This window comes from Microcoleus sp. (assembly GCF_041354475.1).
Taxonomy (GTDB): Bacteria; Cyanobacteriota; Cyanobacteriia; order Cyanobacteriales; family Microcoleaceae; genus Microcoleus.
In genome coordinates, this window is record NZ_JBGJZU010000038.1 from 1 (window position 1) to 26,076 (window position 26,076).

General features: G+C 46.1%; 22 protein-coding genes. 13 read left to right on the top strand and 9 right to left on the bottom strand.

All coding sequences use genetic code 11. The features are described from left to right. Positions 1-298: 298 nt before the first annotated feature. Both ACBR23_RS15465 and ggt read right to left on the bottom strand, forming a co-directional pair. Complete coding sequence (locus ACBR23_RS15465) at positions 299-1,168, bottom strand: choice-of-anchor L family PEP-CTERM protein (RefSeq protein ID WP_341738335.1); 870 nt, start codon at positions 1,166-1,168, stop codon at positions 299-301. 247 nt (positions 1,169-1,415) lie between these two features. Beyond that, positions 1,416-3,089 carry a gamma-glutamyltransferase gene (gene ggt, locus ACBR23_RS15470; RefSeq protein WP_371119882.1) on the bottom strand — a complete coding sequence of 558 codons (1,674 nt, stop codon included), beginning with the start codon at positions 3,087-3,089 and terminating at the stop codon, positions 1,416-1,418. Positions 3,090-3,347: 258 nt separating this feature from the next. Between ggt and ACBR23_RS15475 the strand changes: the two genes are divergently transcribed. Next, complete coding sequence (locus ACBR23_RS15475) at positions 3,348-4,313, top strand: glycosyltransferase family A protein (protein ID WP_341738336.1); 966 nt, start codon at positions 3,348-3,350, stop codon at positions 4,311-4,313. 12 nt (positions 4,314-4,325) lie between these two features. Next, a complete protein-coding gene (locus ACBR23_RS15480) occupies positions 4,326-5,096 on the top strand; it encodes a DUF1350 family protein (RefSeq protein WP_341738337.1) in 771 nt (256 codons plus the stop codon). A 318-nt stretch (positions 5,097-5,414) separates the two neighbouring features. Here ACBR23_RS15480 and ACBR23_RS15485 read toward each other — a convergent pair whose 3' ends face one another. Next, the gene (locus ACBR23_RS15485) at positions 5,415-6,707 is read right to left on the bottom strand and encodes a pentapeptide repeat-containing protein (RefSeq protein ID WP_371119881.1); all 1,293 of its coding nucleotides are present in this window, start codon (positions 6,705-6,707) and stop codon (positions 5,415-5,417) included. Positions 6,708-7,459: 752 nt separating this feature from the next. Continuing rightward, positions 7,460-7,741 (bottom strand): DUF1648 domain-containing protein, encoded by a 282-nt coding sequence (locus tag ACBR23_RS15490; RefSeq protein ID WP_341738339.1) that lies wholly within the window; start codon positions 7,739-7,741, stop codon positions 7,460-7,462. A gap of 76 nt (positions 7,742-7,817) precedes the next feature. Here ACBR23_RS15490 and def point away from each other — a divergent pair, with 76 nt between their 5' ends. The 5 genes from def to ACBR23_RS15515 all read left to right on the top strand — a co-directional run bounded on the left by def (position 7,818) and on the right by ACBR23_RS15515 (position 12,376). Further along, entirely contained in the window at positions 7,818-8,378 is a 561-nt protein-coding gene (gene def / locus ACBR23_RS15495; RefSeq protein ID WP_371119880.1) for a peptide deformylase, read from the top strand. Next, the gene (locus ACBR23_RS15500) at positions 8,375-8,578 is read left to right on the top strand and encodes a hypothetical protein (RefSeq protein ID WP_371117985.1); all 204 of its coding nucleotides are present in this window, start codon (positions 8,375-8,377) and stop codon (positions 8,576-8,578) included. Before def ends, ACBR23_RS15500 begins: the two co-directional genes overlap by 4 nt. Before the next feature lie 213 nt (positions 8,579-8,791). Next, positions 8,792-10,117 (top strand): PrsW family glutamic-type intramembrane protease, encoded by a 1,326-nt coding sequence (locus ACBR23_RS15505; RefSeq protein ID WP_371119879.1) that lies wholly within the window; start codon positions 8,792-8,794, stop codon positions 10,115-10,117. A 106-nt stretch (positions 10,118-10,223) separates the two neighbouring features. Continuing rightward, positions 10,224-11,075, top strand: a complete 852-nt coding sequence (locus tag ACBR23_RS15510; protein ID WP_371119878.1) for a hypothetical protein — start codon at positions 10,224-10,226, stop codon at positions 11,073-11,075. 248 nt (positions 11,076-11,323) lie between these two features. Further along, the gene (locus ACBR23_RS15515; protein WP_371119877.1) at positions 11,324-12,376 is read left to right on the top strand and encodes a Gfo/Idh/MocA family oxidoreductase; all 1,053 of its coding nucleotides are present in this window, start codon (positions 11,324-11,326) and stop codon (positions 12,374-12,376) included. A gap of 315 nt (positions 12,377-12,691) precedes the next feature. Here the strand turns inward: ACBR23_RS15515 and ACBR23_RS15520 are convergent, their stop codons facing one another. Continuing rightward, entirely contained in the window at positions 12,692-13,786 is a 1,095-nt protein-coding gene (locus ACBR23_RS15520) for an SGNH/GDSL hydrolase family protein (protein ID WP_371119876.1), read from the bottom strand. Positions 13,787-13,952: 166 nt separating this feature from the next. Between ACBR23_RS15520 and btpA the strand changes: the two genes are divergently transcribed. From btpA to ACBR23_RS15540, 4 genes are all read left to right on the top strand, one after another. Next, positions 13,953-14,831, top strand: coding sequence for a photosystem I biogenesis protein BtpA (btpA, locus tag ACBR23_RS15525; protein ID WP_371119884.1), 879 nt, complete (start codon positions 13,953-13,955; stop codon positions 14,829-14,831). 169 nt (positions 14,832-15,000) lie between these two features. After that, positions 15,001-15,930 (top strand): vitamin K epoxide reductase family protein, encoded by a 930-nt coding sequence (locus ACBR23_RS15530; RefSeq protein WP_371119883.1) that lies wholly within the window; start codon positions 15,001-15,003, stop codon positions 15,928-15,930. 98 nt (positions 15,931-16,028) lie between these two features. Then, complete coding sequence (locus ACBR23_RS15535) at positions 16,029-18,131, top strand: CHASE2 domain-containing protein (protein WP_371119875.1); 2,103 nt, start codon at positions 16,029-16,031, stop codon at positions 18,129-18,131. Between the two features lie 557 nt (positions 18,132-18,688). Further along, the gene (locus ACBR23_RS15540) at positions 18,689-18,916 is read left to right on the top strand and encodes a hypothetical protein (protein WP_371118123.1); all 228 of its coding nucleotides are present in this window, start codon (positions 18,689-18,691) and stop codon (positions 18,914-18,916) included. Between the two features lie 75 nt (positions 18,917-18,991). Here ACBR23_RS15540 and nadB read toward each other — a convergent pair whose 3' ends face one another. From nadB to ACBR23_RS15555, 3 genes are all read right to left on the bottom strand, one after another. Beyond that, positions 18,992-20,656 carry an L-aspartate oxidase gene (gene nadB, locus ACBR23_RS15545; RefSeq protein WP_371119874.1) on the bottom strand — a complete coding sequence of 555 codons (1,665 nt, stop codon included), beginning with the start codon at positions 20,654-20,656 and terminating at the stop codon, positions 18,992-18,994. A 523-nt stretch (positions 20,657-21,179) separates the two neighbouring features. Continuing rightward, on the bottom strand, positions 21,180-21,614 hold the full coding sequence (gene psbU / locus ACBR23_RS15550) for a photosystem II complex extrinsic protein PsbU (RefSeq protein ID WP_371117508.1): 435 nt from the start codon (positions 21,612-21,614) through the stop codon (positions 21,180-21,182). A gap of 107 nt (positions 21,615-21,721) precedes the next feature. After that, on the bottom strand, positions 21,722-22,675 hold the full coding sequence (locus ACBR23_RS15555) for an adenylate/guanylate cyclase domain-containing protein (protein WP_371117509.1): 954 nt from the start codon (positions 22,673-22,675) through the stop codon (positions 21,722-21,724). A 292-nt stretch (positions 22,676-22,967) separates the two neighbouring features. Between ACBR23_RS15555 and hisF the strand changes: the two genes are divergently transcribed. Continuing rightward, positions 22,968-23,735 carry an imidazole glycerol phosphate synthase subunit HisF gene (gene hisF / locus ACBR23_RS15560; RefSeq protein WP_371119873.1) on the top strand — a complete coding sequence of 256 codons (768 nt, stop codon included), beginning with the start codon at positions 22,968-22,970 and terminating at the stop codon, positions 23,733-23,735. A 738-nt stretch (positions 23,736-24,473) separates the two neighbouring features. After that, positions 24,474-24,806 (top strand): low temperature-induced protein, encoded by a 333-nt coding sequence (locus ACBR23_RS15565; protein ID WP_371117510.1) that lies wholly within the window; start codon positions 24,474-24,476, stop codon positions 24,804-24,806. A 150-nt stretch (positions 24,807-24,956) separates the two neighbouring features. Here the strand turns inward: ACBR23_RS15565 and ACBR23_RS15570 are convergent, their stop codons facing one another. Continuing rightward, complete coding sequence (locus ACBR23_RS15570; RefSeq protein WP_341738352.1) at positions 24,957-25,973, bottom strand: sulfate/molybdate ABC transporter ATP-binding protein; 1,017 nt, start codon at positions 25,971-25,973, stop codon at positions 24,957-24,959. Between the last annotated feature and the right edge of the window lie 103 nt (positions 25,974-26,076).

Here is a 26,076-nt window from a genome sequence, read left to right on the forward strand (position 1 = left end):
GAGAGGGGGAAGTAGCGGTTGTAACCTCTCCCACTGTTCGTTACTTAAGTCTCCTCGGTTCATGAGCGTTAAGTGGTTGCGATCGCCTATTTTCCAGTATACAACGAGTTTGAAAACACGCCCTAGGCCCTAGGGCGTGTTTTCTAGCCTGATCCATCAGATCCTGATCCCCCTAAATCCCCCTTAAGAAGGGGGACTTTGAGCTTCTTTCTCCCCCCTTTTTAAGGGGGGTTAGGGGGGATCTCCGGGTTTGAAAACACGCCCTAGGCCCGATTCCCCATGCTCGTAAAGGATATTCCTAGAGTTTAGCGCGAAATTTTCTGCCTGTAGCCAGCATCGCAACTCCGGCTATCAAACCGCCCAGAGTCATAGGTTCGGGAACCGGTTCGGCTTTTTGGGTGCCCAAAGAACCGCCTTTAATAAATACAGCAGAATCTAAATTACCATCCCCCACATCTTTAATGCGGATGCTGAGAACATTCGTCTGATTTTTATTGAGCAAACCCTCAAAACCTAAAACTTTAGTAAAGCCATCCAGCTTAATAATATTAGCAGCCAGGCCTGTCACGACTGGATTATTGATATAGTCGGAGTGATCTTGAGAGCGATTATTTGGATCGGGAACCAGATTATTAATGGTAACAGCTTTGCCATCGCTCAACTTGGCCAAATTATTGCCATTCAACAGTAGTTCAAAATCGTCATTAAATGGAGAACCACCAAACTCAGGAAACTCCTCGGAACCAAATACATATTCAAAGAACAACTTTTCCGCGGTAGAGTCAGCAAAAAAACTGAGGTTGAGCTGAGTTAAATCTCCAGCTTCACCCTTGGGCCCAAAGTCAGTGTTTAAATCAGTGCCATTGAAGAAGAGATTATCTTTGTTATTCCTGCCGGCTATGTCAGCTACTCTACCAGTGCTGAGAACAACACCTGAGTGCAAACCGAAGGGGTCATTGCTAAAAGTACCAAAAGCAGCACTATTTCCAGTCACTGACACAGAGAAATTACTCAATCCCGCTGTCTGAGTTCCTAACAACTGGTTTTTTAAAGTTTCGGTATTATTGGTTGCACCTACAGAAAATGCCATCGCGGGTGCGGTCAACAAGCTGAAAGCAGCAGCGGTGAAGGTAGCAGTTAAGGCAGCAATTTTATGAGGGCTGAGCATATTTTTTTTGCTAAAATCACAGGTATAAATTCAATCTACAATTAGATCATGGCATTAAATATAGGTAATATATATTACCTTTATCAACTCTTTAATTCTAAGTATTTATACTGAAACATTTAGAGATTTAAACTCGGTAATTATGGGCTGTGACGCGATCGCAGCAGCCACAAGTCAGAAGCAAAAATCAGACATGATTATCCTATTCGATGGCTGGAAAATCAAATCCCATAGAGGGCGGGCTTGGTCAAAAACCCCTTGCTACTCCCTCAGAGCGTGGATCGGCCGCCCCCTCCAACCAATCATCGGGTGTTACGACGATCGCATTAGCATTTCCCCAACTTTCCCGTTGCTGAATCTGGTGTCCCCGCCGTCGCAACTGATCCAGCGTCGCACCATCAAAACCTCCCCGTTCCAGCATTAGGCGATCGGGCAGCCACTGATGGTGAATCCTCGGTGCCGATACAGCCTCACCGACATTCATGTCGTAAACCAACACATTAAGTAAAATTTGCAGCACAGTGGTAATAATCGTACTACCTCCGGGAGACCCCACCGCGAGGCGAAATTTGCCATTTTCTGTCACAATCACCGGCGTCATGCTGGATAAAGGAGTTTTGCCGCTGGCGATCGCATTTGCATCCCCACCCACCAAACCAAACAAATTCGGCACTCCCGGTGCCGCAGCAAAATCGTCCATCTCATTGTTGAGCAAAATTCCTGTACCCGCAGCCACAGCCCCAGCCCCAAAACCACCATTCACAGTAAACGTCAAACTGACCACATTGCGCTCTGTGTCAACTACCGTCAGGTGCGTAGTCTCCGGCGACTCCGACACCAAGCGACTCAAAGTTTGAGCATCCACAGCTTTTACTTCCCTCGAAGGTTTGGCTTGACTCTGGATTTGCGATCGCCTCCATCTGCCATAATTTTTGCTAGTCAGAGCTTTGACAGGGACACTGACAAAATTTGGATCGCCCAAATACTCAGATCGATCGGCATAAGCAATCCTCATTGATTCCGCCAACAAGTGCAAAGTATCTGGATTTTTCCTTCCCAGAGTCTTCAAATCCGTATCGCCCAGAATATTCAAAATCTGCAACAAATGAACGCCGCCGGAAGAAGGAGGCGACATCGCACAAATTTCGTAAGTGCGAAAGTTGCCACAAACTGGATTGCGCCAAATCGGTGTATAGTTTCTGAGGTCTCCCAGAGTAATTAAGCCGCCATTTTTTGTCATGTCAGAGGCGATCGCCCTAGCAATATCCCCTCGATAAAAACTTTGCGGATCGATCGCAATCTTCCCTAAAGTCCGCCCCAAATCCCGCTGGATCAAAACTTCCCCTGGTTTATACAAAACACCGCTTTTGGTAAAAATCTCCCGCGCCGCCCGGTTCTTTTTGATCGCATCCAGTCGCGACTCAACAGCCTTTGTAAAGCGCGAACTCACCGGAAATCCTTTTTCTGCCAGGGCGATCGCCGGTGCCACCAAAGTAGCCCAAGGCAACTTCCCGTACTCGCGGTGCACCGTATAAAGTCCCCCCACAGTACCAGGAATCCCCGCGGCCAAATGCCCATCTAGACTTGCTCTGGGACGCACTTTTCCTTGCTTGTCCAAATACATATCCCGCGTCGCCCCTTTGGGAGCCCGTTCCCGAAAATCCAAGGCTTGCACAGTCCCTGCTTGGGCCCGTCGCAGCAGCAAAAAACCCCCACCGCCGATACCTGCCGCAAAAGGCTCCACCACCGAAATTGCCAAAGCCGTAGCCACGGCTGCATCCACTGCATTGCCTCCCTGTTGCAGCACCCACAGCCCCGCATCGCTGGCCAGGGGGTGAGCAGACACTGCTATGCCTTGTTTGCTATGCTGTTGCTGAAACTTGGGTGGTTGCTGTAGCTGCTGCTGGCAACCACATACCATAACTGTTAGAAATAAAGTATAAATTGGTACTTTTTTGGATAAACTTAAAAACATGGTTGACAGAAGACTAAACTTGTTTAATTCTAAATTACATGACATCATCCTTCAGACATAAATCTAATGTTGATTATCAAAAATATCACTGCCCACCATATACCTCATGTAGATGATTTAAAATAGCAACAGCTTATCGATCTAAGCTCCTGCTTATTTCCCAAGAAATCTCCATCAGACCTGAGCTACTGTAATAGTCAATTTATGAACAGCACAAAAGTCAGTGTCATCATTCCTGCCTTCAATGCAGCCGAAACCCTGGTGGCGGCAGTTTCTTCCGCACTCAATGGCAGCCACCAGCATCTAGAAATCTTAATTGTTGATGACTGCTCTACTGATGATACTAGGAAAATAGCAGCTCAACTTGCGGAGTCTAATCCGCGAATTCAGTTATTTGTAAATCCCGAAAATTATGGGGTTTCTAAGTCGAGAAATTTAATGATCGAGCGCGCCACAGGTGAGTATGTAGCGTTTCTCGACAGTGACGATACTTGGGAACCAAACAAGCTGGAATTTTGTTTGCAAATGCTGGCAGAACATTCAGAAGTTAAAGCTGTTGCTCACGCTTTGCGGTACTTAGATAAAAGTGGTAACAAGTTGAGTTATATTCCTACCTATCCTACAACTAAAGCCGAAATGCAGGGGATTAAGTTGACAGGGGATAGTCCTTGGGTTTTTCCGTCTTCTGTGGTAATTGAGCGAGAAATTCTCCTCAAAGAAGGTGGCTTCGCTGAAGATTGGTTGGTAGGGGAAGATACAGAGTTATTTACCAGAATTTCTCACAAGTACGGCTTGTTGGCGACGAAACAGCCTTTGGGCAATTACCGGATTAGAGGGAATTCTCTCACAGATAAGCACTGGTTGAAAAAACGCATAGCTTCTGATTGTATCAAGGAAAATCAACGGCGACGTCTGCGGGGAGAGCCGGAGTTATCTTTAAGTCATTACGAACAGTTATGTTTTCAGAATTTGCCACTTTGGCAAAAGCTCAACAAATTTAGACAATTTTTGGCACTGCACTACATGAGAAAGCTAGGACAAAGTTGGTTGAACCGGGAGTTTTTGCAGACTCTTGTTTACGGGATTGCTACTACAGTTCTCAATCCTCAAGCTAGTTTAAATAAGTTGAAATGGATGAAGTATCATGAAGAAAGGTTTGACACTCCCTAGTTGATTGAATTTATGGACTGGCAGGAAATTTCTGGGAATTGGGTATTGATTCCTTCAACTAGACCGATCGCGATCGTACATTTTCTCGGTGGTGCCTTTGTGGCGACAGCACCACACTTGACCTATCGCTGGCTATTGGAGGCCTTGGGAAATCAAGGATATGTTGTAGTAGCGACACCTTTTGTCAATACTTTGGATCATATTGCGATCGCCCGTGATGTCCTCAATAAATTTGAAAATGCTCTGGGACGATTGCAGGCGATGAAGTTGCTGCGATCGCGATATCTCCCCATCTACGGAATGGGACACAGCATGGGGTGCAAACTCCATCTGCTGATTGGTGCTGTCTTTGACGTAGAAAGGTCAGGCAATATTCTGATCTCTTTCAACAATTATGCAGCTTCTGAAGCAATCCCGATCGTCGAGCAAATTTCCCCTGTCTTTAACGTCGAATTTACTCCTTCTCCCCAGGATACCAATCGCTTGGTGAAAGATAACTATCAAATTCGGCGCAATCTGTTAATTAAATTTAAGGATGACAACATCGACCAAACTTTGCTGTTAACAGACTTGCTAAAAGTGAAATATTCCGACATGATTACTGTTCAGATCCTGGCCGGCAACCATCAAACACCCTTGGGTCAAGATGTTAGCTGGCCGATGGGTCAAATTTTTACACCCTTCGATGCGATCGGGCAGTGGGTGAAACAAGAAGTGTATCGGGAATTAAATCAATTAAAAAAGACAGTTTTGCTGTGGCTCAATCCTGTGTCAAAAATTTAAACTTTCCATCCACATCTGTCAAATTATCGGAATTTTTACGTGTTTTTTTTGTGCACCCGCTATACCTGGTACTCCAGGTTAGCGGTGATATCGTTTACGGTTGGATCGGAATGATTTAACCGCAGAGAGCGCAGAGGGCACAGAGGAGAAGAAGAAAGATGAATACAGGACGGTGCTACCGGATTTGAGAGGAGTATTTGAAATACTCACCGTCGTGAACGAGCGGTGATTCTTGACACTTCATCGGATGAAGCTACCGGAGTAGTCTTACTCTTCCTCTGTGTCCGTTTAGAGTCGTGGCGATTCCCCATCCCGACGTCAACGCCCTAGTTTATTAGGAATACCTTCGCAGCCACCGGGAATAGTCTCTCTCGATTTCGAGCCACACCAAGCGCAGCAATATTGACGTTGCTCCTCTGACATTCGCTTGACACCAGTGAAATCAGCACGTTCCACCACAGCCCCGGTATATTCCCCCGTGGTGTAGTTAGGAAATTCAGTCCGACTGCGAGGGGAAGCGCTTTCGCCCGAACCATAAAATAATGTGGCACCCCTGATATCAGCGCGGGTGAGATTGGCATCATACAACACAGCGCGGGAGAGGTTGGCTTTCACTAAATCGCACTTGCTGAGATTGGCTCGGACGAGATTAGCTTCACTTAAATCTGTCCACCGCAAGTCAGTGTTCGCTAGGTCTGCTCCTGCTAACATCACATTGAGATCGATGACGCGGATACCGTGGTCTCTATCTTCGGCGTAGCCACCATCGCCGTCGAGAATGGGGCGGCCTAAGAGTCGATCGCGCTTCAGAGGAGTAACCAACCTTGACTGCGACAAAAACCGGAGAATTTTAGCTTTACCTTCCGCATCCACACTGCTCATAATCGCAGCAGTGCGACCTTCGGCGATCGCCCTTTCTTGCGGCCAATCTTCCAAAAATCCTTGTTCATCCAGGGCCAAATCCGAAACCCCCTGAAAATAAGCATCGATGGTTTGCTGCTGAGTAATTCGATTTTGCTGAATAGTCAAATCTTTGGAAATCACGTACTGTCGCCAAGCCACGTAAACACCCAAAATTGCGATCAAAATTTGACCCAAAGCGCCAATTAACTCACCCAGAGCTCCGACAGCATCCCAGTTAATTTGAATATTGCGGGTTCCCGGTTCAGTGTTAGAGCCGCTTAGCATCAGCAAGCCAGCGATTCCCGCCAAAAGTCCAAAGCTAGCCACGATTAGGGTGCGCCAAGTGGGGGGGATGACTTGCATCCAGATTTTGCCCCAGTTGGGCCACATCAGTCGCAGAGCAATCCCGATCGCTCCGATCGCACCCAACAAGCCAATCCACACATTATCGATCGCCAGTCCGATAATCATCCCCGCGATCGACCCCAAAATCAGCACCGAACCCGACATTTCCGCAGTCGTTTGTTTGGGATACTCTGGCAATATAATCTTACGGGTTGGAGGTGGAGGTAATGGTTTTTCCGGTTCAGCAGTAGGGACGATAGTGGTTTCCCCAGCAGGTACTGACGGTGTAGCACCATTAAGATTTTCTAAAGTCGCGATCGACTCAGGGGAGTTGGATGGAGAAGGATTGGGTTCTGGTGTCATGCGTTGAGATAACTTCTAACTGTGGCTGCTCACCTTGATTTTACCTAACCCAGACAATTCTAGATATAGCCTTTCTGGTGAAAGATGAGGTAAGAGCGAGAATTGGTAATTGGTAATTGGTAATTGATAATTGGTAATTGGTAATTGGTAATGCCCTATGCCCCATGGCCCATTACCTAGTACCCACCTCACTGAGAAAGGCTATAGCATATCGATTTTAGTTTTGAGATTTAGAAATCCGGTCTGAGCATATTTAATAGACATCTCCCATCATCATCAGGCTTTCCGGCCGGTTCCACAAGAATTGTTGGATATGTCTATTGTGAGACAGGCATCCTAGCTGTTAATTAACAGAGTTTTTGAGAAAATATCTAAGTGCTGGATTTTCCACAAAATTATTTATAAAAACCACCCACCTAACGATCCAAATAAGCCTTTAGGAAATAAACACCAACCGTCCCCAATATCAAAACCATCATCCCCAACACTAACTCCATACTCAACCTTTGAGCACTACCTAAAGCCACAATAATTTGCTGTCGCACTATCAACGCGAATAACCAACAAACCTCCACTTTCAGCCAAACCAAAACCGATCGCGCCAGCAGATATTGGCGACGTGCGTTCTGTTGAGTAATCCGTACAGGATAAGTGAACTACCAGACGCTGACCGATACGGCGATACAGCGCTGGCTTCCTGATTCAACGGGGATAGCGTCCAACAAAACCGAAGTTTTACCAGACCGTTCGCGTTAGTTAAAAGTATGGGGATAGGGAGACACCGCAGCCAAAACGATAAATATCATCGCAGCCACAGCCGGTAGTAACCAAATCATCACCTTGTCGCCCCAAGCATCAGGCTGGCCATAAAAACCGAAATGAATCGGAATGCGCGAGGGCAGAACAGCCCAAAACTGTAGAATTATCAAAATAGCCAGTAAAATCGCGATCGCAGCAGCGAACTCTCCGGCTATCAACAGTGGCGATCGCCCCAGAGAAATCACAGGTCGTAGGTTTGGCTTGTTTCCACTCATAGGTACGTTAATTTAGATTAAGATTAAATATCATAGTATTGGTTCCAATTTAGCCCAGATATTAAGTAAGAATGCCATGACAGCTCAGGTTTTGGTTGAAAAGAAAAAGTTAGAAAAACCGCCCCTAACCATACACACATTGGGCGATCGCGTGCTGCGCCAGCCAGCCAAGCGAGTCAACAGCGTTGACGCAGAAATTCGGCAGCTAGTCCGAGAAATGCTGCAAACCATGTACAGTGCTGAGGGCATCGGTTTAGCAGCCCCTCAAGTCGGAGTCAACAAACAAGTCATCGTGCTTGACTGCGAACCGGATAACCCAGCTAAACCGCCACTGGTTTTGATCAACCCCACCATCAAAAATACCAGTGGCCAAGTCTCCCCTTTCCAAGAAGGCTGTTTAAGCATTCCGGGAGTTTATTTAGAAGTTAAGCGCCCAGAAATGATTGAAGTCTCCTATCGCGATGAATACGGCCGCCCGCAAACCCTGAAAGCGACAGAGTTGCTATCCAGGGCTATTCAGCACGAAATGGATCACCTCAACGGAGTGCTATTTGTAGACAGAGTAGAAAACAAACTCGCACTCAATGAAGAATTGGTCAAGCATAAATTTTCACCAAAGGCGGTAAAATCGGTATGATGGCAGGAACTCCTAAAAGTAGTTTATTTTTGGCTCTTTCGTGCATTGCCGCGATCGCCGCCGTCGGGTCAGTCTTTGAGCTATCTTCGGGAGAAGCTCAACTAGGCACTTTAGTCACAGGAATCATTCTGGCTCTGAGCATACCCCTCACCGGACTATTTTTTTATGCAGCAGTTCGGGATGCTAGGGCAAATCTATGATTAGTTAGTTGACAGTTGACAGTTGACAGTTGACAGTTGACAGTTGATAGTTGATAGTTGACAGTTGACAGTTGACAGTTGTTATTAGTTATTGGTTAAACGAATAACCAATAACGAATAACCAATAACGAATAACCAATAACCAATAACTAATAACTAATAACAACCAACCAATAACTAATAACTAATGACCAATAACCAATAACTAATAAGATGGGATTTCTGCGACAAGTGCCAGCTCAAGGTGCTGTGGCTGCGACAGCATCCAAGTACCAACTTTCGGAAATCATGGAAGTAGCGATCGGACGCGATCGAAGTTGTCAAATAGCCTTGGAATCGATCGCCTACGGGATGGTTTCCCGTCGCCACGCCACAGTCCGCCCCCTCACTAAAGGCAATATTCTGACCTGGGAAATTTGCGACCTCAACAGCGCCAACGGTACTTATGTCAATGGTCAAAGGCTACAAGCCAGCCAAACTTTAGAAACAGGCGATCGCATCAGTCTCGGTATTGATGGTCCTCAATTTATATTTGAAACTACCCTACAAAACACCCACAATTCGCCACGATTCCCGACAGTAAATCCCATCTTGTCTAACGCTGGGGAAAAGGAAACTCTCACTTTCACTCAATTATTTCCCATCGCATCCACCGGAAAACAACTAAGTCAAAAAGCTTACTTATATCCCGGTATTGCTACAGTTGTTTTTGTAGTTTCGATGTTTGTAGCAGTGGGAAATTCCGCAGCTTTCAATTTTCTGCTGGCTGCTTATCTTTCCGGTGCAGCTTACTATTTCATATATCAACTGTGTGGCAAACACAAGCCTTGGTGGATCTTATTTTGTTCTGCCCTAGGTACTATCTTAATTTTACTCAGCCCTTTATTGATTGGATTTATAGTAGTATTTCGAGAAATTTTGCCCGGAAGACTGCCAACCGAAGGCGAACAAATCAGTTTTTTTCCTTTCTTAATCCGAATGTTTTTCGGTGCAGGTCTGATGGAAGAATTGCTGAAAGCTTTACCAGTTTTGGTAGCGCTGTTGTTGGGTAATTTGTTGCGAAATCCCTGGCGGGAGCGCATTGGTGTTTGGGAACCTTTAGATGGCATTCTGTTAGGAAGTGCCTCCGCAGTCGGATTTACACTATTAGAAACTCTAGGACAATACGTTCCGAATATTATTCACAATGTCACTCTACAAGCAGGGACAGATGCCGGAGAATTAGTAGGATTGCAGTTGCTAATTCCCCGAATTTTGGGTTCCGTCGCCGGACACATGGCTTACAGTGGCTATTTGGGATATTTTATCGGTTTGAGTGCCCTTAAACCTAAAAAGCGCTGGCAAATTTTGGGCGTAGGCTATCTCAGCGCTGCGGCACTTCACGCTTTGTGGAATGCGTCGGGAAGCGCCAGCGTACTTTTTCTCGCGGTGGTGGGAGTTTTGTCCTATGCGTTTTTGGTGGCGGCGATTTTGAAGGCTAGGGTTTTGTCTCCGAATCGATCGCAAAATTTTGCAACTCGCATATTTTCTGAAAAGTGAAGTTCGGCAACGGATTTTGTAACGGATGTAACGGATGTAACGGATGGAAAGAAGAAGGAAAAAAAGAAACTATGCCCCATGCCCCATGCCCCATGCCCAATTCCCAATGATGATTCAAGTCAAACGGGGTTATCGTCCCCAGGCATCTGATAATAGTATTGAAGCCGATATCTATTTATTTGACAAACTGCGGCAGTTGTCTCTCAAACAGCGCTTAGAACAAGCAGCTACCCTCGATCGCACAGTCAAAAAACTTTCCCTGATCGGCATCAAATTGAGATTAAAAAAAGCAGCCATTGCTGAAATTAGAGAACATTTTTGCCGTGCAGTCTTGGCGGAAAAGTTTTATTCAGACTTTCAACCTATTGGGACTGATGAAATGATGTGGATTCAAGACTCTATTGCTCTGGCTCAACAACTTCATGCCCTCCTAGAGTCAATTAATATCCCCTACTATGTTGGTGGAGGTGTTGCTAGTTCTATTCACGGAGAAGCTCGATCGACTCGCGATTTAGACTTGGCAATTCAGATTCCCCGACCAGAAATTGATTTGTTAGTAAAAACTCTAGAAAATGCTGGATTTTATTGTCCGGCTGGGGCAGTAGAAGAGTTGAAACAATCTCGGACTCAGCTCCTCAATATAACTCATACTGAGACCATAGCTAATGCAGATATCTATATCGCAGACAACACTCCTTTTGCTCTGTCTCAAATGTCTCGCCGACAATTGATAGAGGTTGAAGGAACAGCTAATTTTTGGGTTGCATCCCCGGAAGATACGATCGTCCAAAAGTTATTTTGGGCAAAAAATAGTCGGTCTGAAAAACAGTGGCGCGACGTTTTGGGGATCTTGAAGCTGCAAGGCGCTAATCTCGATCGCGACTATTTGCAAGAGTGGGCCCACCGTTTGGAAGTTCTGGATGCCTTAACTCAAGCTATGACTGAGGCGGGGATATGACTGTTGACTGTTGACTGTTGACTGTTGACTTGGGGCATGGGGCATGGGGCATGGGGCATGGGAAACTGTCAACTGCCAACTACCAACTGCCAACTGCCAACTGCCAACAGTCAACTGACTTCTTCCTTCTCTTAGAATTTCTTCACAAATAGATCTGCTGTGGTACTATCTGGATGGCTGTGAGTAACTGAGGGAAGCCAAAAGGCTTGATTCCTGTGGTGGAGGAGAATCCAGGAGTGCTAGATAGGATGTCATTAGGATACGCAAACGTTTTCGGGCACCGAGGTCAACCTGAACCCCTTCGCATTGGGGTGATTGGGGTTGGCAATATGGGCCAACATCACACGCGAGTCTTGAGCCTGCTCAAAGATATCGAGCTCGTGGGTATTGCAGATATAAATGTAGAGCGGGGAATTGATGTAGCAAGTAAATACCGGGTTCGCTTCTTTGAAGACTACCGAGATTTGCTCGCCCACGTAGATGCAGTTTGCGTCGCCGTTCCAACTCGCCTACACCACCCTGTGGGGATGTCTTGTCTCCAAGCGGGTGTTCACGTTTTAATTGAAAAGCCGATCGCGGCTAGTATTACTGAAGCTGAATCTTTGGTCAACGCGGCTGCGGAATCCCACCGGATTTTGCAAGTGGGGCACATCGAGCGCTTCAATCCAGCTTTTCAGGAACTCGGCAAAGTGCTGAAAACCGAAGAGTTACTGGCATTGGAAGCTCACCGGATGAGTCCCTATTCCGATCGGGCTAATGATGTATCGGTAGTTTTGGATTTGATGATCCACGACATCGATTTGCTGCTGGAATTGGCATCTTCCCATGTGGTGAAGTTGACCGCTAGCGGCAGCAGGGCATCGAATTCGGGTTATTTAGACTATGTAACAGCTACTTTAAACTTTGCTAACGGCATTGTGGCTACCCTGACTGCTAGTAAGGTGACGCACCGCAAACTCCGTTCCATAGTGGCTCATTGTAAGAATTCTCTGACAGAGGCCGATTTTCTCAACAACGAAATCTTGATTCACCGACAAACAACCGCCAATTATGTGACGGATTACGGTCAGGTGCTTTACCGTCAAGATGGGTTGATTGAGAAAGTTTACACCAGCAATATTGAACCGCTCCATGCAGAATTGGAGCATTTTATTAATTGCGTGCGGGGTGGAAATCAGCCTTCCGTCGGGGGAGAACAAGCTCTGAAAGCTCTGCGGCTTGCAAGTTCGATCGAGCAAATGGCTCTCGATGGTCAAGCTTGGTATCCGAAAGAGCTAGAGTCTACTTTACAAGTAAGTTAGATTCAAACAGATCGTGTCGTTTCCGGGTGCTTCTACAGTTTAGGTTTGTTGTGTGTTAATGGGGTTTTCTACTGTATTTTGGCAACCGGATTCGATGTCTGTAGATTTTAGTTTTGAGATTTTAAATTTGAGATTTACCGACAGAGACGAGAATGCAGCTAAGAATATTTGTGCGGTTGGGGCATCAACCGTTAAGTTAGGCTATGTTAGACAGGCTATGCCTGCAATCGCTGTCTGAGCTTAGAATCCCCCGTGCTTCAGCCGGGGGAGTATGTCAGTCCACAGATGAATCTCAAGCTAGTAGTCAAAATTAGCTCAGGATTTATGGTCAAAAAAAGCGACTATTTGACCAGAGATAGTTTGGCTAACTAGCTGATTTCCTTGAGGACTGAGGTGAATGCTGTCTCGATACAAACTTGTAACAGGACTTACGCATGGGGGGTCAAAAACCCGGTTTCTGCGTGAATATTTGTCGAAAAAAACGACTATTTTTGGAAGAAACCGGGTTTTTTTCGTAAGTCCTATTGTAAGTTCCGTCGCTGAATTGAAAATGGGCAGAAAATCTATGTAAGTAATTTTCTCGGTGGCGACGAGTTCGGCAAGACGCGATCGAGCTTTGACTTCCCAGTCGTTGGGGCCACTCTCGCCTAATTCGTGCCGTTTTGGTGTCAAGGCTAGTACAAACTTGATGTTGGCAAGGTTTGCTGCTGTTTTGATTTGGCGAATAGCTTCTAAGTTGCAGCCAACTTTGTCCTCATTTGCGGCCGCAGGTGTTGTCAATTTTTCCCTAGGTACTGTGGGTATTAGGTAGCGATTTAATAGTTGGACGATCGCCATCACCGGTTTACGATCGGGGTAAGCTCGATCGCGCCCCACTACGGCAGAGCAAGGAGCAGATGCAAACAAATCGTCCGTATTCAACAACAAAACCACCACCAAAGCCCCAAATAGACCAAAACGATTGGCGTAAGCCAGTTGATTCCTCGGTCCCCAAGAATTGGCTGAACAGTTGAGAACTTCAAAGTCACAATAGTTGACTTTTGAATGTAATTGTGCATCGGTGCTGAGAGGGCACATTTGCAACCTCAACTGCCGAGGGATGATTTCCGATATGGTATCCATTTGATCGGTCCACCAGCCACCGTTAGCGACAGAATCTCCTAACAATAAAACTCGCAGAGTGTCTGAAGCCGGCAGTGGGGCGATGGCACCTGTACGCATGGAATACTCGTTAATCTCAATCCGGTTTCCCCAGCGACGCACCCTCTGGTTGGGAGCGAGCAAATAGCCACACTCCGCATCGGGAATGTAAATCAAAGCATTGCCAAAACCCACAAGTACCCGCAGCAGCACTTCTATTCCTAACAACAATCCTGCGGTAACAGACAAAATAATCAGAGCTACTTTCACATTTTTAACCTCGATCGACAACCAAAAGCAGCCGATCGCCAGACGGATCTACAGATATAACCAGATTTCGAGTCATTCGATCGCCCTTGTGGATATAGAATTCTAAAATATGCCGTCAAAATCCGCCGTCAGCCGTAGCGTCAACTTGGTGGTTTCAGGAAAGCCCGTGGACTTAAAACAAATATTCAAAACGCCGAATCCCATAATCGGTGTCGTACATTTACAGCCTCTACCAACTTCCCCCCGCTGGGGGGGGAACCTCAAAGCAATTATCGGGAGAGCCGAGCAAGAGGCTACAGCACTGGCTTCTGGCGGCGCAAACGGTATCATAGTCGAGAACTTTTTCGATGCTCCTTTTGCCAAAAATAGTGTAGATCCAGCCGTGGTGAGTGCCATGACGCTGATCGTCGAGAGACTAACCAATCTGGTGACATTGCCCATCGGCATCAATGTGCTGCGAAACGATGCCCACAGCGCGATCGCCATCGCCTCCTGTACGGGAGCTCAATTCATCCGCGTCAACGTCCTCAACGGCACTATGGCCACAGACCAAGGCTTAATTGAAGGTCAAGCTCACCAGCTACTGCGCTACCGACGGGAATTGGGTAGCGATGTCAAAATATTAGCAGACGTGTTAGTCAAGCATGGGCAACCCCTTGGTAGCCCTAACTTGACCACAGCCATCCAAGAGACGATCGGACGCGCCTTAGCAGACGCGGTGATCCTCTCCGGGCCTACCACTGGTAGCCCTCCTAATCTCGAAGAATTAGAAATGGCCAGTTTAGCAGCAGCCGGAATTCCAGTTTTCATCGGTAGCGGTGCCTCCTGGGAAAACATTTCCACACTCATGCAAGCTGCTGATGGTGTCATCGTCTCTAGTTCCTTGAAACGAAACGGGCGCATCGATAATCCCATCGATCCGATTCGCGTCAGTCAGTTTGTAGAAGCCGCCCGCCGCAGCTTGTCTCACAAAGAGCAAAACAGCGAGGCTAATGGCTCTGGCGGGCTGATACCGGAACTGGGTAAAGTCAAAAGTAAAATCTAAAATTAGCCTTGGGTAATAGGGAATGAGGTCATCGGTGATGGGTAATTGGTAGCGGGCAATAACTGAAAACTCAGAATTCACAGTGACAAAAGCACCAATTCCCGATTCCCCATTCCCGATTCCCCATTCCCTATTACCCATTGCCAATTATCCATTACCAAATCGAACAATGATTCGCCGACGTTCAACCCCTTGGATTCATCGCTCGTCTAGGACTATAATGGCTGCGATCGCAGCCATCGGCGTCGTAGAAACTACCTATCTCACGATCGCTAAATTCACAACAGGCTCAGTAATTTGTCCCACCAGCGGCTGCGACAAAGTTCTCAACAGCCCCTACGCTACAGTCTTTGGCGTAGTACCTTTAAGTTTGTTAGGTTGTTTAGCTTACTTGACTATAGGAATTCTGGCATTCGCTCCCAAAGCTGTAAATCCAGATACCAATAAAGGACTGTACTCTCAACTAGAAAATAGGACTTGGCAAGGGCTATTTGTCCTCACTGCTGCGATGGTAATTTTCAGCAGTTACTTGATGTATTTGATGGCTTTTGAAATTCAGGAACTGTGCATTTATTGTGTCAGTTCAGCGGTGTTTTCCCTCTCCCTCTTTGTGTTGACCTTAGTCGGCCGCGAGTGGGAAGATATTGGTCAACTCGTGTTTACAGGCATGGTCGTGGCCATGGTGAGTGCGATCTCCGTCTTGGGACTTTACAACAGTGTCAAAGCACCTGCTGTGACTGTCTCTAAGCCCGGTATAGCCGCTCCTCTGGTCACTACCACATCGGGACCTGCGGAAATGGCTTTAGCCCGACATCTGACACAAATTGGTGCTAAGGAATACGGTGCTTACTGGTGTCCTCACTGCTACGAGCAAAAAATGCTGTTTGGCAGAGAAGCAGCAAAATTAATTGATTATGTCGAATGCGATCCCAAAGGAGAAAATTCTCGCGCCGAAATTTGCCAAGCTGCTGCTGCTAACGTCAAAGGTTTCCCTACTTGGGAGATTAAAGGTCAGTTTTATTCTGGGACTAAATCTTTAGAACAACTTGCAGAATTGTCTGGTTACAGCGGTCCGCGCAATTTTCTCAAAGTACCGTAAGGGCAATCCCCGTGTTTACATCTACATTTGGATAGGATGGGTCAAACAATTTTGGATTAAAATTTTGGATTGTTCCGATCGAGCTTCTACCTGAACCTATGCGGGCAATTCTCAAAAAATGGCTTTACCAAGAACGTCGGGTATTGATTACTGCAACTGTGGCCGCCAGTACGGTCATCTTAGTTCGCTGTAGCGGACTTTTGCAGGTATGGGAATGGGCAGCTTTTGACCAATTTATGCGCTGGCGCCCGGCAGAAGCAACGGACAATCGCATCGTCATTGTCGAAATTGGGGAACGTGACTTGCAAAAGTACGGCTACCCCATTTCTGATGGTGTGATGGCCCAATTGCTGCAAAAATTAAATGCTGGTAAACCGCGGGCGATCGGTCTTGACATCTACCGAGATTTGCCAACTCCACCCGGTAATCCCCAATTACTCAAAACTTTTACAACTATTCCTAACTTAGTCGGGATTGAGTTGATGGCCGACGAAACGCGCTTGGGAGTTCGGCCACCTCCGTTACTGAACAAGTTCGATCGAGTTGGTTTCAACAATGTAGTCATCGATGCTGACAGTAAGGTGCGCCGAATGTTGCTTTACGCTTGGCCTGGAGATGGCAAAACTCACCAGAGTTTCGCACTCAAATTGGCTTTGCTTTATCTCGACAGCGAAGGGGTTTCCCCTCAGCCAGCCTCCGTGAATCCTAAATACTTGCAGTTAGGTAAGGGGGTGTTTCAGCCTTTTCAACAAAATGATGGTGCTTATGTGCGATCGGATAGCCGGGGTTATCAAATTTTGGTTTCCCTGCGCAGCCGATTAGGCAGTTTTCACGCTGTGTCCTTGAGTGACGTGCTTTCTGACAAAGTACCAGCGGATTTTGTGCGATCGCGCGTTGTCTTGATCGGCTCAACAGCAACTAGCCTCAAAGACTTTCATCAAACTGCTTACAGCCATAGCTTGTTCGCATCTCCCCAGGAAATATCGGGAGTTGAACTTCAGGCTCATTTCTTGAGTCAAATTTTGAGTGCATCCGTTGATGGGCGTGGGAGTATTCATGTTTGGTCAGACTCTGCGGAGTGGCTATGGATTTTACTATGGTCTTGGGTAGGAGCAAGTGTGAGCTGGAAGTTGCGATCGCTTAGTCGATCGGCTTGGTGCTTATTGACAATCACCACCTTTGTAAGTATCACTGTTTACTTAGGTTTCTTAGCTGGTTGGTGGCTACCATTAATTCCCCCAATCCTCAGTCTTTTAGGTTCCGGAGTCGCAGTTGTCGGTTATCTGGCTCACTTGCAAGAAGAATTGAAACGGTCTAAAGAATTTTTACAATCCTTAATGGATACAATTCCCGATCCGATATTTGTCAAAGATAAAAATCACAGACTGGTGGTTTTAAATCAGGCCTATTGTCAATTTATTGGTGCTGCTTTGGAGCAGCTTATTTCTCAAACCGATTATGATTTATTTGCCAAATCCGAAGCAGATATATTTTGGGAACAAGACGAATTAGTATTAACCACTAATTTACAGCTAGAAAATGAAGAAAAATTTACCGATACTCACGGCATCACCCATCTCACTGCTACTAAAAGGTCACTCCATAAAGATGCCGCCGGCAATGTATTTTTGGTGGGAATTATCAGAGATATTACTGAACGCAAGCGCTTGGAAGAAGCACTCCTGCAAAAAAATGCTGAACTTAGTCACCAAGCCGATCATGATGCTCTCACGGGTTTGCCCAACCGTAAATTTTTCTATGAACGATTGAATCAATCTCTAGAAAAAGCATTGATTAATAATGAATTGGTAGCTTTACTATTTTTAGATTTAGATGGATTTAAGTTAATTAATGACACTCTCGGACACAACATTGGCGATTTGCTTTTAAAAGCAGTTGCCGATCGCCTCAAACGTTGCTTGCGTGGCAGCGATACTATCAGCAGATTGGGTGGCGATGAGTTCACAGTCATTTTGCCGGGAATTCCCGGTCGCGAGGAAACTGCAACAGTAGCTGAAAAAATACGCGACACAATTCAGCAACCTTTTATATTAGAAGAACATACAGTTTCTGTAAGTACAAGTATTGGTATTAGTTTGTATCCCGTGGATACTCAAGATCGAGATGTGTTGGTGAACAATGCTGATACTGCAATGTATCGTGCTAAGAAACTTGGTAAAAATCAATATCAGTTTGATTGAAGTAGGCGATCGGCCATCAGAAGGAAGAGAAATGCAATTGGGTGCATCTCAATTTTGTAAATATATTCGTAGGGGCGAAGCATGACCGCTGTAAATCTCTGGTTATCACTAATGAATTGTCTGCGGTCATGCTTCGCCTATGCAAAATCGGGATGCACCCAATACAATTCCCCTATGTTAAGACACTTTAAGTTTTATTTCTGAATGTTAAGCAGTGTCTAAAAAAATATTTTAGTCTTCAACCCTACTGACAAGATGCTACCCGATGTATGACACCCTCTACGGTGGTAGTACACCCCCTTGGTGCAACACCCCCTGATGTATTTTTAATGATAGTGAAACTTATTCAACAATTTTGATTCTTAATTTCAAGTAATATTAAAATTTGCCAAAATCCCAATTCAACACAAAATTTAAATAACTGAACAAGCGTTTATTTCAAAGGGTTTCAGCATTTTTACTAGGTTCGTTTACAAAAAAGTCAAGACATCAGTGAATTTACTTAATTTACTAGATATAATAGTTTTCAGGGAAGTGCATCAACGGGAATAAACACTATGGGTACTTTGATTCGGCTCACAACCATGGCAACGCTAGCTACGTGTCTGCAAGTGAATATGGACAGACCAGCGCTTACTGCTGGACAAGTCTGCAACTCGACTGGTAACTTCACAGCAGGTCGATCGACCTGGACAGCTTCCAATAACTTTAGGTTTGAAAATTACTCACAATACGAACCAGACCCGAATGGGAACCCGAAAAGTGACGGTACGGGCACCCGCTAAACAGCTCCCCATCTCTCCCTCTGTGTCCTCTGTGTTCTCTGCGGTTAAATCATTCCAATACAACCGGAAACGCTCTCAATTGTCCTGTGGTTGGGAAACAGGGCCAGATTTATACCAATGGCAATCATGAATTAAAGTGTGCCTGCACCAATCAGGGTGACTGAGGGGATAGTCAAGTCGGTAGTGACCACCTCTACTTTCAGTACGGAAAGCAGCACTTTTGAGAATTAAGTAGCCAATATCCAATAAATTGCCAACTTCTCCCCAATTTCGTAAAAGTACACTGTTTTCTACATCAGTAGGGGAAAAATTGAGAATTTGTCCAGGCCGTAAATTATTAAGCATTTGACTCAAAGACAAAGAGGCAAATTCTTGTCGCCAAATTTCCACTTGACCGATCGCACTTTCCAAATCCCTTTGGCCACGACAAATTCCCGCACTCTGCCACACTAAATTCGGCAGATCGATCCGTAACTTTTCGATCGCCTCAATGTCAGAAACATGAATCGATTTTGCGATAATTTCCGGTGAATCTTCCTCATCCTCAACAGCCTTGTCGCTGATACTTTCTACCTTCAACAGCGCCATTTGCGAGCCAAAAACTAGACATTCTAACAGGGAATTACTCGCCAATCGGTTAGCACCATGTACCCCCGTGCTGGCAGTTTCTCCCACGGCGTACAAACCCGGAATCGAAGTTTCGTTGAACCGATCGGCGATAATCCCTCCCATCCAATAATGGGCGGCTGGGGTGACAGGTACAGGTTCGGAAAACAGGTCAATTCCCCAATCAGCACATACTTGAATGATATTCGGAAACCGGTAGCGCAGTCGATCGACCGCAATCGGGCGCAAATCCAGCCAAACATGAGGTTCCCCTGTCTTCTGCAAGTGGCGGAAAATAGCACGACTGACAACATCCCTAGGAGCAAGTTCACCCGAAGGGTGATAGTCAAAAGCAAACCGATATCCTTTACTATCGACCAAGTGAGCCCCTTCTCCCCGCACCGCTTCGCTAATCAGAAACCGAGGCGCGCCCGGTTTAGTCAAGGCTGTAGGATGAAACTGCACAAATTCTAAATCTCGCAGCAGGGCTCCGGCGCGCCATGCAATTGCTACCCCGTCTCCGGTACTTACTGACGGATTGGTGGTTTGAGCAAATACCTGTCCGCCACCCCCAGTTGCTAGCACCACGGCCTGAGCCCGCAACCACTTGACAGTAGAGCCACAAATGGCGCTAATCCCCTGACAGCGCCCGGTGTCGTCTAGCCACAGACTGAGTGCAAATGCAGGAGAAAGCAGTTGAATATTTTGGCGGCTCAATACTTTTGCTGTCAGGGTACTCACCACTGCTTTGCCGGTGGTGTCTGCTGAGTGGAGTACGCGGCGGCGGGAGTGGGCTGCTTCTAGGGTGAGTGCTAAATCTGTCCCGGTGCGATCGAATGCAACGCCCATTTTTACCAAAGCATCAATACACTCAGGCGCTTCTGCTACTAAAAATTTCACCGCTTCCGAGTCGCAAAGGCCAGCCCCAGCTACGAGTGTATCCTGAACGTGGAGTGCCGCAGAATCTTCCGGGGCGATCGCCGCAGCAATCCCTCCTTGGGCCCAATCGCTAGCAGAAACAGGCAGAGTGTTTTTATTAATCAAACCCACCTGCAAGTGTTCTGGGAGGCAAAGTGCCGTGTACAGACCGGCCGCCCCGGCACCTACAACCAATACGTCAAATTTGTCAGTCATTACTCCGCAGTGGTTAGACTTTTCAAGTCCGCCTGCGCGGATGAAAGTTTGTATAGCTTCTTACTTAACTATAGCAATGTTTATGAGAGAGTTCTGCTACAGTCCTGGACGCAATTGTCACCATTGCTAAGGTGCTCTACTTTGCCTAAGCCCTAAAAATTGTTCAAAAAACCTACCTGACGCACCGGAAAATTCGATCTTACCTAGGTCGGTTGCATCCCGGAATAACAATCAATAAAACGGAGTTAATTTACTCAAACAATCTCATTTTGAGCGCTTGATTTTTGATGAAATAATGCTCATGATTGAGGGGATATTATTGCTTATTATTGCTGCTTTCTACTTGCTTTTTAGTGAAGTGGGACATCAAGTAGAAAGCAGAAGTCATCAGCCTCAAGATTTTTTTTATTTTCAGCTTTTGGCATTCTGACTTCTGCTTGATGACTCAGCCGTCTTGCGACTGACGGGGTTTGTATCCCAAAGTTTCGTTCAATCCAAAATCCTTGCGGGTGACTTTGGCTTTCTAGTCGTAGAGACCATTGTTCAATCTGTTGTCTCCTTCAATAAAGACTGATTCAACATCGGTAACTGTAAATTTGTCCAGGTTAGCTTGCAACAACTTTTTCTGAGCTTCTGTCAAGTCGGAGATTTTGAGTACATCTTCAACTTTTTCGTAAGGAGCATTCTTAATAATTAGTCGAGCTAAAGTGGGATACAGCCCTGGATATTCCCGAAAGTATCGGACACCGCTGTTGTTCAAATCCAGTTTTTTGCCAAATTCTGTGGCCAGCTTTTCGTCGGCGCGATTGGTTCTCGTCGGCGCTTCCACGGCGATCAGCGATGATGATGGCAATACCAGACGGCTCAAAGAAGCCGCGATCGCGCTTTGGTCCCCAGCCCAGGCGAAGCAGCCCAGCACTAAGCCCAATATTGCCAATAGACGACCTAATCGTTTCATGAAGTTATGTCTCCCAATTTAATACACAGCATTTATGTAGAGATTACCATTTTGCTTATGCAGTTTTCGCAAGAAATCGGGCACGGGCGCGGAGTCCGAATTCTTGGCTAACTCTTGCCCATGGATTTCAAAAAAGTGTCCAAGTCTCTATAGGTACTCCCGTAAGTCACTGTCGGAGTGTCGTAACCTTTCAAATCCACGACGTGGCGATCGAAAGCGCTCTCTGCCCCCAATTCCCGCAGGTATTTGTAGGTAGTTTGTCCTACGGCGATGTCCTTACCCAGTTCCTTCGTGCAAGATTCCAAGCGAAACGCAGCATTGACAGTATCTCCCAAGGCTGTGTAGTCCGATCGATCGCTGCTACCAGAATTTCCTACCATTGCATAACCAGTGTTAATTCCCACACCGACTCGCAAAGGAAAAGGCAGGGGGTAACGAGTGCTCAGTTCATCCGTTGCCTTGTGCAGTTCGCTCAATGCTTGACAAATTAGCATCATTTCTTCATTACTCACACCATCGGTTTTGTGGAACCACACTGCCATGATCGCATCGCCGATGTATTTGTCTACCCAACTACCGTGTTTGCGAATGATGTGTCCTGAAGAACGGAACCAACTCCCAATCACTTCCGACAGGATAGTTTCGTCTAGCTGCCGAGTCAGCACCGTGAAGTCTCTAATATCCATTACCATGACACTAATCAGGCTGCGGACTGTTAAAGTTGCTGTAAAATCATCGGAGTCTGTGTCGTAGGTCTGAGGCAGTTGGCGACTAGCGGTTGGGTCATAGAAGTCTAATTCGGTTTGACCAAACATCAGCCGATCGCCATTTTTGAGTGTCACCGGAATACTTACCCGCCGCCCGTTGACAAAAGAACCATTGCGGCTTCCCAAGTCGATCAGGTAAAATTCTCCGGTTTCCATTTGCTGTAACATCGCATGATTCCGGGAAATCCAGCGATCGACTAACACAAAATTATTGTCATCACTCCGCCCTACTGTCCAGCAATTGCTGCCAGCCAGGGGCAAGTAGCGATTGCCACCTTCTGTGCGAAGTACCATATGTGGGTTCGTTTGCAAAGTCACCACAGTCTTAGAAACGACATCAATTCGACCGATTTAAAGTTCTACACTTGCAATTTTAGATTGACCGGGAGTTTTATAATTGATAGTTTGGCTAAAAAAACTCAAATCCCCTATTCTAAAATTTTAGATTGTTTAGTCGATTTACGATGCACCGGACTGACTTAGTATGACCGAATTCTAGGGCACCCACAAGCGAGCTTATCTATTGTTGCTGCCAAAAGTTACGCCCATGCAGCAACCCTTGTTCAAATAGAAACCAAATAATTTTATGTTGTCGAAAAGAATTTTGCCCTGTCTGGATGTAAAAGCTGGCCGCGTCGTCAAAGGTGTCAATTTTGTCAACCTTAAAGATGCTGGCGATCCGGTAGAAATGGCACAGGTTTACAATGATGCTGGTGCGGACGAGTTGGTGTTTCTGGATATTACTGCGACTCATGAAGACCGGGACATTATTATTGATGTAGTGTACCGGACTGCCGATCGAGTTTTTATCCCTTTGACAGTGGGTGGTGGTATCCAATCCTTGGATACAATTAAAAGTTTATTGAGGGCTGGTGCCGATAAGGTGAGTATTAATTCAGCGGCGGTGCGCGATCCAAGTTTGATCGACAAAGCTAGCGATCGATTTGGCAATCAGTGTATTGTAGTGGCGATCGACGCGCGCCAACGACAAGACGCAGATCATCCCGGTTGGGATGTGTACGTGCGCGGAGGGCGAGAAAATACGGGCAAAGATGCCGTCGCCTGGGCAAAGGAAGCCGAAAAACGTGGCGCGGGCGAATTGCTGGTGACAAGTATGGACTCTGATGGCACTCAAGCTGGCTACGACTTGGATTTAACTAGAAGCATCGCTGAAACAGTCGAAATTCCAGTCATTGCTTCCGGTGGTGCGGGCAACTGCCACCACATCTACCAAGCAGTGACTGAAGGCAAAGCCGAAGCAGCCCTGCTAGCTTCGCTGCTGCATTACGGCCAACTCAACGTGGGACAAATTAAGACTTATCTAGCAGAATACCAAATTCCCGTGCGCCAGTAACGTCAATTTAAGCCGAAGATAGAAGGGAAGATGGGGCAGGGCATTAGTGTCAACAACCAGGTAAAACCAATAGTCCGGCAGGGGTTGAAACCCCTGCCTCAAAGCGAAAGTCCTCGCTATGAGGACTCATGATTTCTTCAGTCCTCTTCAGAGGACTTTAGCTATTAGACAGGGGTTTCAACCCCTGTTGGACTCGCGGGATGACCAACGAACTTGGCGGACTGACAGCTTAAGTTGACACCAATGGGGGCAGGGCTGTTTCATTCTCAAGAAAACGATGATTGTGTAGAGGTAGTGTCAAGAATGCCTACCCCCCTCACAGACGATTTTGGATGTGTTTGGTGAGATTGGGGCAACCACGGGGGGTTTGCCCCTACAAGAGAATGAAATAGCCCTGGGAGATGGGGAGAGTGCTCGCAACTATCACCTGACGCTGCAACCGGAATTGAGATAAATTCATCCTCTCTGTGTGTCCCCATCACTGTCTTGTCCCTGTTTCTTGTTCCCTCTTCCCTATTCCTTGTGCTTTTTTCAAAATATTCCCTGAGAAGGATTTCAAGCGCCTGTTGGTTTAGTTAAATATATATTAGTTCAATTTGAAAGACGGCAACTGCTCAAGGCTATTGCTTCTCTCAAAATTCAACTTAATATTGTCCAGGGTTTGAGTAATCATCAACCTGTTAACAATTGTCGCAGCGAAAAAAAATCTAGAAAAGGAAACTTGTTGGTATGTCTTTTATGAATTTTAATCTATCTGTCAAGGGTTTAGTTCGCAGTTTTGTAGCAATTTGTTTTTGTACATTGTTGTTTGTTTCTAACGTTTTTCCTGCCTTTGCAGTTACTAGCAAACTTACAGAAGCTACCGACCAACTTTTAGGCATTGAGAAAGAAGCTCAAAAAGCAGTTTTAAAAGACCCGATGTCTATGGAAGAAACTCAGAAAAAAGCCAACGAAGGGATTAATGAAGTTCAGGGATCTGCGGACAGCGAAAAGATGCTGAATCCTGGCAACACCAGGGCTACATCCTTTGAGCAACAAGTCAAAAAGGCTGTTAGCAAGATCAAAGACTAATTTATTTGTCAGTTTTGAATTGTTAGTCTCAAACTCCTATTAAATCCCTGGCTTATTCAATAAGTCGGGGATTTCGTCATAATTAATCCGGCAAATTACTCTTCGTTCAATCCAAAATTTTCTATCCCAAATCCCAAATCGGTATGGGGATTAAATTGAATAAAAAAGCGGAAAAGATTTAGCATCTTTGGGTTTAACAAAAACTCTTTGTTGTGGCTGCAACTGTAAATTGTCAAACCTTTCTCTAGTCAAATTAGCATTGACTACTTGACCGTCATCTAAAGTTAATTCTACCTGAATTTCCCACCCTAAATGAATCAAGCGACTGATTCTGGCTGGTACTGTGGCACTGTTTTCTGTAGTTTCAATTACCACGTCGTGAGGGCGCAAGAACATCTCCGGGTTGGCTGAGTCAAAGCCGTTGTCTTGAAACATCCTGGAACTGCTGGGCAATACATTCACAGGCCCGATAAAACTCATGACAAAAGCACTGGCTGGATGGTCGTAAATTTCTGCGGGTGTTCCTACTTGTTCGATTTTACCTTTACTCATGACTGTAATTCGATCGGCAACTTCCATCGCTTCTTCTTGGTCGTGGGTAACAAAGACTGTGGTAACGTGAACCTCGTCGTGCAATCGTCGCAACCAAGCACGCAAATCTTTCCGAACTTTGGCATCCAGTGCTCCAAAAGGTTCGTCCAACAGTAGCACTTTTGGTTCCACCGCCAAAGCTCTCGCTAGGGCTACCCGCTGTCGCTGACCTCCTGAGAGTTGGGACGGGTATCTATCGCCCAATCCTCCCAACTGCACCAAATTCAACAATTCCTCTACCCGCGATTTGACTTTCGCAGGTGCTGTTTTCTGAATTTCCAGCCCAAAAGCGATATTTTTCCGCACTGTCATGTGTTTGAATAGGGCGTAGTGCTGAAACACAAACCCAATTTTGCGGTCTTGGACGCTGGTATTGGTGGCATCTTGGCCTGTGAGCCAGATTTTGCCGGAGTCGGGCATTTCTAAGCCGGCAATCAGTCGCAGCAGGGTAGACTTGCCTGAACCGGATGGGCCTAGTAATGCGACTAGGGAACCGGATTCAATTTCTAAGCTGACTCGATCGAGTGCTTGGAAACTGCCAAACTGTTTTGATACGTTTTCGACAACTATGCCCATAGGAAGTTCGGCAGCGGATTATATAACGGATTTAACGGATTTAACGGATGGATGTTGACGCAATAGGTTCGAGGCAAGAGCTTTGAGCCAACGGGCATGAGTG